Origin of the sequence: Poriferisphaera corsica, assembly GCF_007747445.1 — a bacterium.
GTDB classification, from domain to species: Bacteria; Planctomycetota; Phycisphaerae; order Phycisphaerales; family Phycisphaeraceae; genus Poriferisphaera; species Poriferisphaera corsica.
On the sequence record NZ_CP036425.1, the window covers coordinates 3,693,299 to 3,709,045 of the forward strand.

At 46.0% G+C, this 15,747-nt stretch carries 10 protein-coding genes; 3 read left to right on the forward strand and 7 right to left on the reverse strand.

The window, feature by feature from the left end:
• Window positions 1-151 precede the first annotated feature (151 nt).
• Both KS4_RS15085 and KS4_RS15090 read left to right on the forward strand, forming a co-directional pair.
• The gene (locus KS4_RS15085; RefSeq protein WP_145080000.1) at window positions 152-1,396 is read left to right on the forward strand and encodes a hypothetical protein; all 1,245 of its coding nucleotides are present in this window, start codon (window positions 152-154) and stop codon (window positions 1,394-1,396) included.
• Between the two features lie 1,130 nt (window positions 1,397-2,526).
• Window positions 2,527-3,396, forward strand: a complete 870-nt coding sequence (locus KS4_RS15090; RefSeq protein ID WP_145080003.1) for a ferredoxin--NADP reductase — start codon at window positions 2,527-2,529, stop codon at window positions 3,394-3,396.
• Window positions 3,397-3,577: 181 nt separating this feature from the next.
• On the opposite strand, the gene KS4_RS15095 is transcribed toward KS4_RS15090, so the two are convergent.
• Both KS4_RS15095 and KS4_RS15100 read right to left on the reverse strand, forming a co-directional pair.
• The gene (locus tag KS4_RS15095) at window positions 3,578-4,513 is read right to left on the reverse strand and encodes an NAD(P)-dependent alcohol dehydrogenase (RefSeq protein WP_145080005.1); all 936 of its coding nucleotides are present in this window, start codon (window positions 4,511-4,513) and stop codon (window positions 3,578-3,580) included.
• 353 nt (window positions 4,514-4,866) lie between these two features.
• A complete protein-coding gene (locus KS4_RS15100; protein WP_390620482.1) occupies window positions 4,867-6,054 on the reverse strand; it encodes a phosphoribosylaminoimidazolecarboxamide formyltransferase in 1,188 nt (395 codons plus the stop codon).
• Between the two features lie 353 nt (window positions 6,055-6,407).
• On the opposite strand from KS4_RS15100, the gene KS4_RS15105 reads away from it, so the two are divergent.
• Window positions 6,408-9,329, forward strand: coding sequence for a DNA translocase FtsK (locus KS4_RS15105; protein ID WP_145080011.1), 2,922 nt, complete (start codon window positions 6,408-6,410; stop codon window positions 9,327-9,329).
• 83 nt (window positions 9,330-9,412) lie between these two features.
• Here KS4_RS15105 and KS4_RS15110 read toward each other — a convergent pair whose 3' ends face one another.
• The 5 genes from KS4_RS15110 to KS4_RS15130 form a co-directional block, all read right to left on the reverse strand.
• Complete coding sequence (locus tag KS4_RS15110) at window positions 9,413-10,168, reverse strand: PEP-CTERM sorting domain-containing protein (protein ID WP_145080014.1); 756 nt, start codon at window positions 10,166-10,168, stop codon at window positions 9,413-9,415.
• 391 nt (window positions 10,169-10,559) lie between these two features.
• Complete coding sequence (locus tag KS4_RS15115) at window positions 10,560-11,339, reverse strand: DUF3891 family protein (protein WP_145080018.1); 780 nt, start codon at window positions 11,337-11,339, stop codon at window positions 10,560-10,562.
• 157 nt (window positions 11,340-11,496) lie between these two features.
• Window positions 11,497-13,221 carry a M3 family oligoendopeptidase gene (locus tag KS4_RS15120; protein ID WP_145080021.1) on the reverse strand — a complete coding sequence of 575 codons (1,725 nt, stop codon included), beginning with the start codon at window positions 13,219-13,221 and terminating at the stop codon, window positions 11,497-11,499.
• 150 nt (window positions 13,222-13,371) lie between these two features.
• Window positions 13,372-14,139 carry a hypothetical protein gene (locus tag KS4_RS15125; RefSeq protein ID WP_145080025.1) on the reverse strand — a complete coding sequence of 256 codons (768 nt, stop codon included), beginning with the start codon at window positions 14,137-14,139 and terminating at the stop codon, window positions 13,372-13,374.
• 452 nt (window positions 14,140-14,591) lie between these two features.
• On the reverse strand, window positions 14,592-15,218 hold the full coding sequence (locus KS4_RS15130; protein ID WP_145080028.1) for a PEP-CTERM sorting domain-containing protein: 627 nt from the start codon (window positions 15,216-15,218) through the stop codon (window positions 14,592-14,594).
• Window positions 15,219-15,747: the final 529 nt, after the last annotated feature.

Genomic DNA, 15,747 nt, shown 5'->3' on the forward strand with positions numbered 1-15,747 from the left:
CACCAATCCCCATGTGATCCACTTCAATATCATCGGCCGTGCAGCCCACAAAACCAGCAATCATCGCACCACAGAATTCGCTCTGAATGACAGACCTTTTCTGTTATCATAGCCCCTCGGGATTGAACTCATACCTAAGAGGAGTCCACGGATGATGCCAAACCGTAAGCCCGTCTCAATCACGCTAAACAACTGTAAATCAATCATTTACATATCTGCCGCACTCATCTGCTGCCTCGCGTTGATCATGACCACGACCGCATCGGCTGCTCCCCTCATCGTCAAAGCTGGCCGCTCACCCATCCCGCAAGAAGGCGAATCAATCCCTAAACCCTTCGACGCACAGCGGCTCATGCCGCTCGAATCCGAACGCGACCCTGCCCCATCCCCCGGCGAGATCGTTCCTTGGTACATGGCACCAAAGCACTTAGGGCGCATCATCACTATTGAAGGTCATGTCGAGCGAGCAAACAATATCGGCGGACTCACCTTCCTCAATTTCACCAATGACATGAGCAAAGACTTCATTGTCATTTGCTTCAGCGATATGTATGACACCGCTCCAGGCGGTGATCCAGCCAACTATGAAGGGCAAACATTACAGATTACCGGCCGCGTTATCCTCTACCGCGGCGCACCGCAAATCGCGTTGTACGATGGAGATATAAAAGTTGTAGGCAAGCACCCCACACCACTGCCCGCGAACTTCATCTTCCCTAATATCGTGCCGCCCCCAACAATCATGGAGGCCAAAGCACCACTCGCAAAGAATGCGATCCCGTGGGAAGCAGCCTACCAGCACGTCGGCCAAAAGATTACAACACAAGGTAAAGTTGTTGCAGCCAAGGATTTAGGTGGGCTCACCATCTTGAATTTCACCCATGATTGGCGAGGTAAATTCAGTGTCGTTGTGTTCTCCGATGCATACGATCAGGTGCCGGGCGGCAACCCTGAAAATGCTTATCTAGGTCAAACCATTCAGGTGACTGGGCTGGTTTCGACTCACAAGAAAGCACCTCAGATCGCGGTAAGGAATGCTGAGCAGATCAAGATTGTGGGTGTGGACGGCCAGATTGAGGAGCCTCTGAACCCGGTTTTGGGTGAGGGTGTGATCCCCTGGAACGAAGCGAAACATCATGTAGGAAAAGAGGTTACGGTCGCTGGAACGGTTGTTGTCAGTAAGGATATTGGTAGCCGATGCTTCTTGAATTTCACGAGTGATTTTCGTGGCAAATTTACGATCATGATCCCCAAAAAAGCATATAGCGCGTTTAAAGGTGGCAAGCCCTGGGTCAGCCTCAAGGGCAAACAGATTGAGGTCACTGGTAAGGTCAGCGCTTTTCGCGGCACGCCTCAAATGGAAGTAACGCGTGCGAATCAGATCGTGGTTAAATAATTAAATCGAATACAGTTAAAAACCTCGTGTGTGCGCACGAGGTTTTTTCGTGCGCATAACGTTCAATTTAAGCGATGCGGTCTGCTTGTTTATGCTTACTCAGAAATAGACGAGGCGTGAGGAACGCAGATCGCGTTCCAATAGATGGACTCGGGTTTTCCGAATCATCGGCTACGAATTTCGTCGTGAACAAAACGTGCGATTTTTATGTGTTTTCTGGCCTTTCTTCGTGTTCTTCGATGCAAAGTTGATGATTTCCAGTGGTTTCATCTCTGTTTAAGACTGTTTTCGATGATTTTTAAAAATGCACAAGAATGGCTAAGAATGGTTTGTTTCGGGCCAACTTTGGTAAGAAACAGGCTGCGTTTAGCCCAAAACAGCCAAATTCCGCACGCGTTTTTGCGCACGGAATTTCATTTTTATGCGGCTGCGTCACATTTTCATGCGCATGTAAATTTGCGATGGCGAGACAATCACGTGAGGTCATTGAGGTGCAGCGAAGTCATGGAGGCTATGAATTTAAACGGGTATGTTTTTCGCGGAAGAAAATGACAAGGAGAAAGAGGAATGATGGAAGTGTGACTAGTGGTTGTGGAGAGGGGGGAGGGTGTGGGGGGAGACGGGGTGGAAAAATGGGTAAACAACATCGATAGCAGAATCATGAATCGATCCGATGAAGTGAGTATGACATATATAAGGATCAATCTATATCATGGAATTTATTGAATGGTAGAGGGATAGTCACGTGAGATTGGTACGATATAAAACAAATATTGGATGGGGATGCTGCGTGAGAAAGGGGTCATATGATGCGAGAAGCGGGGTTTGTAGTGGTCATGAGTCAGCGGGTTTTGCAGAAACGCGCTTATACTTGATTGAGAGGGCTGGGAGAAGGTAAGATGGTCGGGATTCAAAAGAGTTTTTTGTCGGCTGTCGTCTGTGTCATGTCATGAAATACTGGCCTACGATGAATTGTGCCAAGTGGTGCGATGAGGCTAGTGTTCGTAAGGGGTTTGGGATTGAGATGTCATTGGGCTAACGTGTGGATAGACATGACGTAGGTAGTCGGAGTGTGGCTGCAAGCAGGTCGGTTTGATGTGTAGGCAGCATAGAGCCAGGAAGCGCTGAGAATGTCAGAAGCAACAGATAACAAAGTCGCGGCTGCAGAGTCGCAAGTGGAAAGCCCATACAACGCGGTTGTAACGGAGCGGATCGATTTGAACCCTGAATTAGCGTTGTTTCGTGTGACGTTTAAGGATGGGCGTGTGCCGGAGTTTGAACCGGGGCAGTTTGCGACGCTGGGTTTGATGCAGAGCGATGAAGAAGCGGCTGCTGATAAGGTGAAGGTTGAAGAAGCGGGTCGCAGATGGCGCGGGCCGAAGATGATTAAAAGGGCGTACTCGATTGCGTCGCCGTCGATTGAGCGGAACTTCCTTGAGTTTTATATTGTGTTGGTTGAGGAGGGGCAGCTTACGCCGAAGCTTTGGGAATTGCAGAGCGGGGATGAGATCTTTATGGGTGAGAAGATTGCGGGGCACTTCACGCTGGGCGATGAAGCTGAAGGAAAGAATTTGGTCATGATTGGAACGGGTACGGGGCTTGCTCCGTTCCGTTCGATGTATGAGACATATAAGGATGCGGGGAAGTGGAACAAGTTTGTGCTGATTGAATGCTGCAGGTATTCGCAGGACTTGGGTTACTTGGAAGCGATGAAGGCGGCGGATGCGGCGGATGAGAAGTTCCAATATATCCCAACGGTAACACGCGAGCCTGAGGAATCAGATTGGGCGGGGAATCGTGGCCGTGTGCAAACCATTTTGCCAGCGGATAAGTTTAAGGGGTTCACGGGGTTTGATCTTGAGGCTGAAAACTGCATGGTGTTTATCTGTGGTAATCCGCAGATGATTGATCAGGTGGAAGAAGATCTGGAAGGCAGAGGGTTTGCAACGAAGAATCGCCAGAACCCGGAAGGAAATATCGTGTTTGAACGGTATTGGTAGTTTGACAGACAATCTAGTGATAATTGTGATTATGCAATAAAAAAAACGCCGTATATTGCGGCGTTTTTTTTATTTTCTGCAAACAGAGCCTTAATAACCATTTCTCACCCAACCTTCGTGAATTTAATAACAGAAAGCTTCTTATCAAATTCAGGACAAAAAGTGTAGGTTATGAATACAATCATTCCTCTTTTTGCAATGTAATCACAACATTCCCTTTTTTGTGCCCCGTGTCCACATAACGATGCGCTTCAACAATCTGATCAAAGTAGTAATGCTTATCTATCACGGCTTTATAATCACCCTTTACGAGTAACTCATTAACCAATTCAAGGTTTTCTACACGTGATTGCGGCACACCATCATCAACAGATATATATCGACCGCTTTGAGTCAAAGCTTTTTTGCATGCAACTTTAAGCTTTGAACTTTTATCTTTACCTACGGCATCGAACACAAGATCGAAACATTCCCCTGAAGGAATTGAATCTTCCTTTGTGTAATCAATAATTGAATTTGCTCCCAAAGTTTTTACTAACTCTAAATTTGTTGTACTGCATACTCCTGTGACATCCGCACCGAAATGCTTTGCAAGTTGTACTGCCGCGGTTCCGATAGCGCCAGATGCGCCATAGATGAGTACTTTTTTTCTGTCTTGAATCTTACCTTTTTGAAGAAAAAATCCGGCTAATAATGCACCATATGCAACAGCGGCTGCATCTGTATGGCTAACTTCTTGCGGTTTTTTTGCCGAACAACCTCTCTCGGACAAACATACGTACTCAGCATAAGTACCGAAGTTTACACCTGTCATGCCATATATCTGGTCACCTGTTTGAAAGCGTGTAACGCACTCTCCGACTGATTCAATTTCACCTGAAAAAACTAGTCCTAAGATCGGCCTCCGAGGTTTTCTTATCCCAATCACAATGCGAATCATTAATCCAACGGGATGCCAAAGAGGAAACCTGAATGCGCGGATTCTACTATCACTTGTCGTTACTGCTGTAGCCTGTACTTTGACACATATCTGATGTTTTCCGGGAATTGGCTTCGCAACCTGGGCGACACGTAGAACTTCTGGTGGTCCATATTTCTCACATACAATTGCTCTCACACGCTTGCTCCATGTGGATTTTCGAAATGACGCAACATGTCATACTACACCTTACAATTTTGCTGAATATTAGCCATCCCAGTCTTTCACTAATCGTTATACAATTTTGTTTTAAAGACAATGCCAAGGCATAGAGATGTTAAAGAAACTATCACATGAAGAGTAGAGACTGTTTTAATTTTATCTTCTCACGCCAATTCAACATCCGATAGCTCTCATGTCATATTGCTTCACAATGCGTACAACTGAGATATATGAAGGGGAATTACGTAAACTCAAATAAATGAAGCAGGCTTGCTCACACAAGCCCGCTTCATGGTTTAAATCAAATCTTATATTAAAACACTAATAAATTAGTGGAGGAAGAGGCGGATGCCGGTTTGGGACATGGCCATGTTGTGTTCGTTCGCTGCATCGATGACGAATTGATCGCGAGCGGAGCCGCCGGCTTGAATGACGAGTTTGACGCCTGATGCGGCAGCGCGGTCTAGGTTGTCGCGGAATGGGATGAAAGCGTCAGACGAGAGGACGACGTCGCCGGTCTTTGAAGCGAGGAAGTCGGCACGCTCTTCATCAGTGATTGGATCAACGGGGCAACTAAGCGCTGATTCGACGGCTGCTTTTTCATCGTTGTTGAGTTCGTGCCAACGAACGAAGCCTTCGAGGGCGTTGACCTTTTCGGATTTGGGGATGTCTTTGAAGGTGAGGGTGAGTGCTTTTGGGTGCTGCTTGAGGAGCCAACGGTCGGCTTTGTCGCAGGCGATGCGGGTGCAGGCGATGCGTGATTGTTGGCCTGCGCCGACACCGATGGCCTGGCCGTCAACGCCGACAGCGATGGAGTTGGATTGGGTGTGCTTGAGGGTGATGGTTGCAACGATGGCGGTTTCGATGGCTGCGGGAGTGAGAGTTTTGTTTTCGGTAACGACGTTGTTGGTGATGGTGTCGGCGGTGATGGCAATGTCGTTGAAGGTTTGCTCGAGGGTGATGCCGAAGTCTGTGCGCGACTCGGTTTGGGGTGGGGTGTAGTCGGGGTTCATTTGAAGCATGACGTAGTTGCCGGACTTCTTGGCTTTGAGGATTTCGAGTGCTTCGGGGTCGTATGCGGGGGCGATGATGCCGTCGGACACTTCGGGCTTGATGATATTTGCGAGTGTGACGTCGACGGGTTCGGAGACAGCGATGAAGTCGCCGAAGGATGCGACGCGGTCGGATGAGCGGGCTTTGGCGTATGCGGTGGCGATGGGTGAGAGGTCAGTGGTGCGGTAGAAGTGCGCTTTGCAGAAATCTGATGTGAGCGGACCTGCGACAGCGGCGCCGGCTGGGGAAACGTGCTTGTAGGATGCGGCGGCGGGTTTCCCGGTGGCGATTTTGAGGTCGCGGACGAGTTGCCACGAACGGATGCCATCCATGAGGTTGATGTAGGAAGGAGAGCCGTTGACGACGGAGAGCGGGCAGGCTTGCTGGGAGTCGTCAAAGAGAACGCGAGCGGTAGGCTGATTGGGGTTGCAGCCATACTTGAGCTTGATTTCCATCGAGCTGATTCCTGTAAACTGTTGTTTATGTGAAAGTTGCGAAAATTTCACAGGCGAAAATACCCTGCCCTGTTGATGGGAGGGTTGATTGTTGTAGCTAGATTTTAGCAGGAAAGGGAGGCGGTTGCCGGGAGGGGAAGTATGCGGGGACGAGATGTGAAGATGGGCAAGATGCTGGAAGGTGATTAGGGTGAGGAGTGAGTATGTTGGTGAGGCAAGTGGCGAGAAAGGCATGAAAATTAAGGGGGACTGAAGCGGGGTGGATTTTGGGGTTATCGGGGGTGGATGGCCGATAATTGGAACTTGGAGCGCGATCGGTGCGTGCCGATTGATCCGAATGTAAATCATTGATTTGTAAGCAGATGGCAAAAAAGAAAGCAAGCAAACGTAAGACGAAGAAACAACTGGAGCAGGAGCGCGAGGACAAGCTGACTGCGTACCGGTTTATTGGCTGGGTGGCATTGGGGGCGGTGTGGCTGTTGGTGCTGGCATCGATGCTGTCGCATAACCCGTCTGATTATCCGGCTACAGGATTTGGCGTGCCAGATGTGGTGACGCAGAACTGGATCGGGAAATTTGGGGCGTTGTTGAGCGACAAGGTGTACCGGATGGCAGGGATTGGGAGTTGGGTAGTCATCGGCGGTGTTGGCGTGTGGCTGGCGATGATGGCTGTTGGCAAGACGGTCAATCAGTTGATCTTACGCGGAATAGGTTTGGTGGTGATGGCGGTGGCGGTGAGTTGCGTGGCGGGGGTGATGTTGCCGCTGCTTGGCGGTGGCGGGTATGAAGGAGAAGCTGGGAGCGGAGGCGCACTGGCTCGGATTATTAATGATGAATTATTGATTGGGAAGTTTGGTAAGCCGGGCACGTTTGTGATCATGATGACGCTGCTGCTGGTGGGTGCGGTGTTGACCGTTGACCAATTCGTGTTGGCTGTGCCGATCTGGCTGGGGAGTAAATTGAGAGATATGGCGTTCCCGAAAGTGGAACTTCCGACAGAAGCGATTGGCGAAAAGATTGGTGGGCTGAAACCGAAGTTGAGTATGCCGAAGCTGTTTGGATTTTGGCGTAAAAAGGATCAGGCTGGGCCGGGCGAAAAGGGCGGCGGATTGAGACGCAAGAAACGTGTTGATCTGGATGAAATCGACGAAGATGCTGGTGGCTATGCTGGCGTGGAATCTTTTGATGCGGACGTGAATCGCTTGCGATCGAAACGTAAGCAAGATGAAGAAGAGGACGAGTACGAATACGAGTATGAGGAAGAGGAATACGAGGAAGGGGATGATGAGTATGAGTACGAAGAAGAGGAAGACGAAGAGGGAGCTGATGCGCCAGGCGCGTATGTGAGTGACAACAAGAAACGCAAATTCAATGCAGATACGATCCGTGAAAAAATCAAGCAGATGCCGATTAATCAGGCAGTGAAGCCGCGGCAAGGGACGGCAGAGCCGCCTCGTAGTCAGGAGATGGATCTGACTGGTTATCAATTCCCAGGGTTGGATTTACTTGAAGACGCAACGGGCAGCTTTACGGATGAGCATGAACAGATTGTTCGTGAGCAAGCGATTCAACTCGAATCAGCGCTTAGAGAATATAAGATCAAGGGTGAGGTTGTTGGCATTGATACTGGCCCTGTGATCACGATGTTTGAAGTGAGACTTGCGCCGGGCACAAAAGTGGCTCGTATCAATGCGGTACAGAGCGACTTGGCTCGTGCGATGAAAGCGCAGAACATGCGTATTGTTTCGAACATGGCGGGTAAGGATACAGTTGGATTTGAGGTGCCGAACATTAAGAAGGAAGTTGTTCGGATTAAGGAGTTGATGACGCAGCCTGATGAGACGGTACAGAAGATGAAGCTGCCGATGTTCTTGGGTAAGGATGCATCGGGTGCGCCGTTGATTGCAGACTTGAATGCGATGCCTCACATGCTGATTGCCGGTACGACGGGTTCTGGTAAGTCGGTATGTATGAACTCGATTATTACTTCGTTTATCTACACGAAGCGGCCTGACGAATTGAAACTCGTTTTGGTCGATCCGAAGATGGTTGAGATGAGTATGTTCCGTGATATACCGCACTTGATGTGTCCGGTGGTGACGGAGATGAGTAAAGCGGCTGCGATCCTTGAATGGGCAGTGACGAAGATGGATGAACGTTACGAACTGCTTGCTGAGTGCGGTGTTCGTGATATTGCGTCTTACAATAAATTAGAGTGGGATGAGATTAAGGAACGCATGGAGCCGGCTACGCCTGAGGCAGAAGCGCGGATTCCGAAGAAATTGCCTTACCTCGTGATTGTCGTTGATGAGTTGGCAGACTTGATGATGACGAACAAGGAAGTTGAAGGCGCGATTGTTCGTATTGCACAAAAGGCGCGCGCGGTTGGTATTCACTTGATTTTGGCGACGCAGCGGCCACAGGCGAATGTTGTGACGGGTTTGATCAAGTCGAACATGCCTTGTCGCGTGGCGTTTAAGGTTGCATCGGGTATGGACTCGCGTATCGTGCTTGACCAGAAGGGTGGCGAGCTATTGCTTGGTCATGGTGACATGCTGTTTTTAAGTCCGAGGACAAGCAAGATCACACGTGCGCAAGGTTGCTTTGTTGATGATATGGAGATTCGCAAGGCGGTTAAGTTCTTGAAGACGATCAGTCAGCAGTCGTTCGAGCCTGCACTCGTGCAGATTAAGTCGGATGGTTCGATGCCAGATCCGAGCGAGATGGATGAACGACCGATTAACAAGCCGGGGTATAAAGAGTCGATGCTCGAGCATCATGATGATTTGTTTGATGATGCGGTGCGCGTTGTACTTGAAAGCAAGCGAGGAAGCGTCTCGCTGGTACAAAGACGACTGGGGATTGGGTATGGTCGCGCGGCGCGATTGATTGAAATGATGGAAGAGACAGGGATTTTAGGTAAGTTTAAAGAAGGTAAACCTCGCGAAGTATACATGACGCTTGAAGAATGGATGGCGATCAAGGCTGAAATGAAAAAAGAGCAAGAGGAAGAAGACAATCTTAATCGGCCAGTAACAAATCAAGAGGCCGCGGAGATGGAGGAAGGACAGGAAGAAAGTATCTACGAGGAAGGTGAAGAACCTTTTGAAGTTGATGACGAAGAGGTGGAAGAGGAAGATGACAGCGAGGAAGAAGAAATAGAAGAAGGCGACGAAGACGAGGAAGAAGAAGGGGAAGATGATGAGTATGAATATGAAGAAGAGGAGGAGGAAGGCGAAGAAGAATGGGATGAGGAAGAAGAGGAAGAAGAAAGCACTGCATGAAATGTGTGACTCACTTGGAATCAATGAAAAACCTCGCGGCATTCCGCGAGGTTTTTTTAATGAGTAGAAAGATTGTTTTCTATTTATGCATGACGGCGACGCAGCAGTGCAAGACCGCCGAGGCCGAGGAGTGCGAGTGATGCTGGCTCTGGAACTTCGGTGACGACGAGATTTTCGTACTCGTAGATGCCAGCATAGTTCGTAGCGGTATCACCCCAAATGATGTTAAAGCCAGTACCGTTCTTTGGAGCACCAGTACCGATTGGCGCCGGATAGGTACCGGGATCAGCAATGATAAGACCTGCAAGGTCTGCACCTGTGACGTTAACCCAGCCACCCAAACCATCTGATTTTTGAAGGTACTGACTGCTACGGTTGGCGGCATTACCACCAAGTAGCCAATCCAGATCACCAGCATTATCCATATCGGTTTCAAAAACCTTGAACTGGCTCCACGTTGACCAGTCACTGCCACGATAATCGTTCTCAGTTGAGATGACGGCATAGTTTCCTGCACCATCGGTCACCCAAACGTTAACGTATGGGATGATGCTTGGGGCAACGGTCTCGCCGGGTTGTGCAACCCAATCGAAGGAAACGGAACCAATTGAACCGAAAGTTTGACCATCGAAGTGGCTGGTGCCGTATCCGACTTTTTGGCCACCGAGTGGTGTTTCACATTTTGCGCCATCACCGGTTGCGTTTTCAGTAATCGCAGGAACATCCCCGGTGCCGTTAGCATTACGGATAACGAATGCATCGAAATCCATCGCATAGGCGGTGGTTGCTGAGAATGCAGCGGCAGCGACAAACAATGAAGTGAATAATTTAGATTTCATATCCTTCTCCTACAAAGTAATGAACATCAAATAAAATGAATCATTATAAAAATTACAAATAACAACAATCACGCTAGCGATTAGATAGCGTAATCATAACTACAACCATTCAATATGATCAGTAGCCAACAGGCGATATTATGCAAACTATTGAATCATAACTGAATACGAAAGCTATCGCGGAAATAACAAATCGCAAGCTCACGCAACATATACAATCTTGTTTGACTCAACAAATCAGATAGGGTCTTTCTTCTCCTACCCCATCAATTCAAGGTCAAGTTTAAACTAGAATTTTCTTAGATCAAGAGCGTTTCTGTGTTTTGGGTAATATTTTGTCGTTTTTATGTTATTCGACAGCTAGCATTTGCCCTATCTTACCCAACCTGCTTTATTCATATGGCATCATGCGGTGAGTGATTCTATAGGTTGGAGCAGCACCCAAAACATCGAAGAATTCTTCTGATGTTTCGTAATGCTGTTCGGATAAAGAACGAGCATTAACATTGACAGAAAAGAAAGGATCCATGAATGGCCAAGGGTCTAATCTCACGCCCCATTCATCAGGCTTATAACGAAGCGGCACATCATTAATATCATAGCTTACTGAACCTTCGAACCTATTCCACGGCAGGGCACCGATTAACATCAGGCTTAACCGATCAGCGAAAGTCATAATCCTTTGTGCTAAGCGCAAGTTAGGCCGTGTAAACCCTTCTTGGTATTCTGAAGGTTCTTCATCTCGCAAACGGGCGATGCTCAAATCTATTTGTTGATCCGTCCATGAAAGATAATGATCCACCAGACATTGATCTTTAATATCACTTTTTGTTTCTGAAAAAATATATTTAAAATGCAGCAACACGAGTACTGCTTGATATCGATCTTCTTTGATCAGGCTTTCAATGCAATATTTGAGATACTTGATATGTGTACGAACAGGGAGCGAGAGAAATGAATAGGGGCAACCATCATCACTAATGAGAGGCTGATATTTATGTCTATGCCAACCATCGTCATGATGCTTAGTTGCGGTTATCAGTCTTTCCCATAAAGCTTTTGGAAGAATACACGGGCGCTGCCAATGTTGAATCATCTGCGCAGCATGCCTGGCATGGTCAGGCTGAAACACAATACGGATCATGTTATCGGATTGTGGGATTATGATCATCTCAATAGACCATTCATACAATAGGATGAGATCAATAATAGTATCGTGAAATTGCGACCTATCGTATAAGGTTTTATCTAGATATCACACATGAAGAATAAATAACGCCCCCCAGGCAAAATGGAAGGCGTTGCTGTTATTGATGATGTTATCGATACTAGGCGGGCAGCGTTGCGAGTTCCTGTTCAAGTGTATCGATTAAGGGTTGAATGGTTTTCAAAGAGAAATCAAAGCTGATTCCTGCAGCTGCAAATAATTCAGGGAGTGGCCGCGTACCACCAAGAGTTAAAGCTTTGCGGTAGAGCGACAGTGCTGTTGCTGGGTCTTGTCTGTAGATGTTATAAAGCTGAAGCGCACCAAGTTGAGCAATGCCATATTCAATGTAGTAGAACGGGACATGAAATAAGTGGAGTTGCGCATGCCAACGAGCATCGCGTGCTTCTTCAAAACCGGTGTAATCGATGAGGCCTGTTGAAAAGCGTGCAAGGATATCACGCCATGCCTGAGTCCGCTGCTCAAGTGAATGGCCTTCGTTCGTATAAAGCCAATGCTGGAATTGGTCGATTGTGGCGATCCATGGCAGAACAGAAAGAATGCCTTCAAGATGCTTACGACGTGCGCGGTCTGCATCCGCTTGATTGGGATAAAATTCACTGAGATACGGAGATGCAAACAATTCCATTGACATTGAAGCGACTTCGCAAAATTCGAGTGGCGCGTGCTGTAAAAAAACAAGCGGTTCACTTTCAGCCGCCCAAATATAATGGAAAGCATGGCCTGCTTCATGTAGCATTGTTTCGACATCGCGCTGCAAACCCGCTGCATTCATGAAAATAAACGGTTGTTTTGATTCAGGCAACGAAGCTTGGAAACCACCTGCTCTTTTTCCAATGCGTGAGTCCAGATCTAGATTACGCCCCATTTTAAGCATGTCATAATCAGCGGCCAAAGGGACTTCAATTTTACTAAAGATCGTTTTACAGCCACTAACCAGCCGCTGCACATCTGATTTATCAAAAGGCATAAGAGGTGATCGCCCTAATGGATCTACAGACGAATCCCATGGACGAAGCACATCAATGTTAAGCTGATTGGCTCGCTCTTGATGTAATTTTTTCATTAAAGGAACAATTGATTTTTCAACTGCATCCGCAAACTCATGACAATGCTGCGGGGTATAATCAAACCTGCACCATGATTTCCAGAGATATTCACGGTAGTTTTCACAGTCTGCGTTGGCTGCGATTTTACTACGGTTCTGTAGCATTTTTTCGAAAATATCATCTATCTTACCTCGATCATCTAATCGACGATTAGATGAAAGCGCCCATGTTTCCTCACGAACGGAACGATCGGTATCCTCAAGAAAACGGCCAATTTGCTGTAACGTGTAAGTTTCCCCGTCGTAATCAACAGTCATAGCACCGATTGTTTGGTCGTACTCTTTGTTAAGTTTGGCGTCTTCAACTTGCAACGGAATATTTTCATCACGAAAAAGATCAACGCTAGCTTGCCAATCCCGCGTCAGCAGCTCAAACTTAGAATCTGTCAGTTGACTACGGTAAGGCGATTCTAAATATTTTCGATGGAACTGATCCTGTAGGGGCTGAAGCTTAGGTGCGATCTTTTCAACGTAATGCATATAAGCGGATTCGATCTCTTTGTCATCAGTATGACATGCAAAATCTATATTTCTACGTGATGCGTATTCACTAAGCACAGCTTGCAATTCTGAATTATCAGCAAGCCATTGTTCGAAATCCGTGAGTGAATTTAACTCTCGATCCAAAAGTTTTACAACAACTGGCTCGATCTGTTGCCAATCAGCACAATCTAAACCTTTTGGTACATATTTTCTCACTGGTGATATTGCCTCAACCATATATTTCTGCTCCGTATCTGTTAATCGTCTCAAATTCCAACATATTGTAGGATATATACAAGCCTAGAGAAGGAAGCAATATAAAAAGCATCGTAACAAAAAAACGCTCATACAAAAATGAGCGTTTCAGATAGATTAATGAGTAGCTGTCTATTTGCGGTAGCAGAGCACCGTGAGACCGCCTAGAATGAGCAATGAAATTGAGGCGGGCTCGGGCATGTGACTCGAAACCACAATATTGTCAAACATAAACGCCTCAGATCCGCCATCGGCATATGTTGTAAAAATTAGCTTCAATGAGACTGCGGATGAATCGACTTGTATCTCTTTATTGAATGTTTGAATTTGATTTGAAATAACTTTATTGTCAATCTTCAAGGGATCGTTATACGTAATCGTCTTGGCTTCAAGTTGATAGTCATGCACATCTGATTCATCTACAACGACATCGAATAGCTCTGACTCACTATGATCATCAACCTGATAGGTCCAATCAAAATTATCGTCTTTTTCAAAGTCGCCAACCGCACCCATATCTATGGCAATATTGAGTGATTCTGAGAAAGTCAGCTGTGTTAAATCAAATGTAAAAATAACACTAATTTCTTTGTCAATGTCGCCGTTCAAAGTATCACTGACACCGAAGAACACATCGTTAGCAACCTTTGTACTATCTACGATCCCCAAGTTGTCTGCACTATTAACAGCCGAAGTATCAATCAGCACAGAAGGTGCGCTACCATCGTTACTATATATTCCCCATGCATCTTTTGAACTACTGAAACTATTGAAGTCATATGTTGCGGTCACCGTTGCATCAATTTTGGTATCAAAATTGTATACTAAACCTCCAGCCACTCTCATACTAAGCAACAATCCGATTGAAACACTGAATAATAAGATCTTAAGACGATTCATTCGAATATCCTCCATACCCATCAAAGGACAGCATTAAATATCTACAAAAACTCTGCAGTGCCTACTAAAGGCACCTGGTGAATACATAGATCGATTACATTTCAATAATTGCATTGACGGGCGTTTAAAATATGCCACATCGATTTCAAGTGGCATCAAACTAATCATCAAACGTGTACGACATGGGCGAGGTCGCAAAAATAAGTCACAAAGGCAATTACGTCATTGCTAGTATCTCAATTTTATCAACTGATTCAAGGCTTCTACTGACGAAATGCTCAAGAAATTAAAACATAATTCAAACAAAACGAATCAGACTTTTCTTAATCGCATACGAACTGTTAATTTAGGCGCTTTTGCCAAATCTAATCTTATTGATTTCAGATATCGTTACAAAAAAAGAGACCAACATCACAATGTTGGTCTCTTTCGTAAAATATTCTTTATCTGCATTATTTGCGGCGACGCAGCATCATCAAACCACTCAAGCCGAGAAGCGCGAGTGATGCTGGCTCAGGAATTACTGTTGGGATATTAATTATAGCATTATCGTTACTTACCGTAATTGATAAATCATCGAAAAACGCACCGTCTCCCGGATTATTGTATGTACGAAATTCTAAGATAAAGTTTTCTTTTTCAGCTGCCATCGTCCAAGAATAAGTAAGTTCTGTCCAATCTGCATCGGAATATGACCCTAAACCACTGGCAGAACCATCATACACATTGATATCATTTGCATCGCCACCATAATGCCCCCAGATACGACCGCCATTACCATCGATACCTGGCAAATCCTTGGCATATACTGTGACTTCAATCGTATCACCTTCAGCTAAGCCGGTAATAAATGCGGCGTAAGCCTGTGGCGTACCTGTCGCCGCATCATCTGTTAGTTTCAAACCTGCAGTTCCACTTCTTGCAGCATCTGCAGTGTTTTCCGCAATGATGTCACCATAATTACCGAGTATAGTCCCACCATCTTCCCAGCCATACGTTGCTGTAATTGCTGCACCTGCTGTTGCGGAAAGCCCCATAGCCAATGCAGCACCAAAAAGCGTCGTCTTTGCGAAGTTCATTCTAGTCGCCTCCTAACCCATCACGGGTTGGCTGTTTTGCGCCCGGCCGGTGAAAGCACTTGCTCTCGATAATCCAGACGGACAGAGTAGAAAGAAAAAAGAAAGTTAAAAGCTGAAAACATAACGTAATGACAACGTGTTATGAAAGTATTAGGAGCGTCATAACTTCGTCATTATTAAATTGCTTAAAAATCGTTAATACGTCAGAAATATGTAACTAACTTATAAGAGATCACGAAAACTTCAATGTAGGGGATGTCCCTAAATACAAGTATCACTATTTTGTAAATCTATTCAAGACACTTAGATACAAAAAAAGAATTATGAGTACTGGTTATGAAGTTTTTATTTGCATTGTTAAAAAACTTTTTCTCTCACCTATGTGAAATAACATTTGTTTAAAGAAATAAATTGATAACGCCCTATTTCAACATTAACAGATAACATCAACGTAAATAATGAATAGCCAATCTGACCTTCGCGCATCTAAGAACTTCATGACATAGACTTCTTGCCACTAATAAAAAAC

Coding starts and splice junctions, on each gene's coding strand:
- KS4_RS15085 (WP_145080000.1), top strand. CDS start 152: ATGATGCCAAACCGTAAGCCCGTCTCAATCACGCTAAACAACTGTAAA.
- KS4_RS15090 (WP_145080003.1), top strand. CDS start 2,527: ATGTCAGAAGCAACAGATAACAAAGTCGCGGCTGCAGAGTCGCAAGTG.
- KS4_RS15105 (WP_145080011.1), top strand. CDS start 6,408: ATGGCAAAAAAGAAAGCAAGCAAACGTAAGACGAAGAAACAACTGGAG.
- KS4_RS15110 (WP_145080014.1), bottom strand. CDS start 10,168: ATGAAATCTAAATTATTCACTTCATTGTTTGTCGCTGCCGCTGCATTC.
- KS4_RS15115 (WP_145080018.1), bottom strand. CDS start 11,339: ATGATCATAATCCCACAATCCGATAACATGATCCGTATTGTGTTTCAG.
- KS4_RS15120 (WP_145080021.1), bottom strand. CDS start 13,221: ATGGTTGAGGCAATATCACCAGTGAGAAAATATGTACCAAAAGGTTTA.
- KS4_RS15125 (WP_145080025.1), bottom strand. CDS start 14,139: ATGAATCGTCTTAAGATCTTATTATTCAGTGTTTCAATCGGATTGTTG.
- KS4_RS15130 (WP_145080028.1), bottom strand. CDS start 15,218: ATGAACTTCGCAAAGACGACGCTTTTTGGTGCTGCATTGGCTATGGGG.